Here is an 829-nt window from a genome sequence, read left to right on the forward strand (position 1 = left end):
AAATATTATTAGTATCAAAAGTTATTAAGCCTTTAAATCATTCTATAGAGATAATAGACTTTATGAAAGAAGGCAATTTTAATAGTAATTTTAATAAAAAAGATTTATCATTAAAAGATGAATCAGGACATTTAACTAACTCTTTAAATGAGATGCAAGAGAAAATATCTCAAATAGTTTATGGCATTAAGTCGCATATAGACGGCATTAAAAACTCYACAGCACAAATATCAAATGGTATTTATAATTTATCTGATAGAACTTCATCTCAAGCTGCTGCAATAGAAGAAATAACAAGCTCTATTGAAAGTCTTTTTACCTCAATATCTGAAACATCTAAGCATAGTAATTTAGCAAAAGATATGGGCATAAAAGTAGCAGATTATTCAAARAGCGGAGTTGATGCAGTTAATAAAATATCTAATAACATGTATGATATATCATCTTCAAGTAAAGAGATTTCAAATATTACAAAACTTATACAAGATATAGCATTACAAACAAATATTTTAGCATTAAATGCCGCAGTAGAAGCAGCACGTGCCGGTGAACAAGGTAAAGGATTTGCTGTAGTTGCTTTGGAAATTAGAAACTTAGCTAATAATGTTAATGATGCGGCAGGAAATATAACCAGCATTATAGAAAAAACTTTATCAAAAATAGAAGTAGGATATGAATCTGTTACACACTCTTTAGATATACTCTCAAAGATAGAAAACTCAGCTAATGAAGTATCAAATCTTCTTTTGGAAGTATATAATTCTGTATCTACAGAAGAGAACAGTGTAAAAGAAATTAATTTAGCTATGAATGAATTAAATACTATAAC

At 27.9% G+C, this 829-nt stretch carries 1 protein-coding gene; it reads left to right on the forward strand.

All coding sequences use genetic code 11. The features are described from left to right. Positions 1 to 829: methyl-accepting chemotaxis protein (locus tag GQX97_RS12795; protein WP_232473388.1), on the forward strand; the 829-nt coding region annotated here is incomplete at both ends.

This window comes from Brachyspira sp. SAP_772 (assembly GCF_009755885.1).
Lineage (GTDB): Bacteria > Spirochaetota > Brachyspiria > Brachyspirales > Brachyspiraceae > Brachyspira.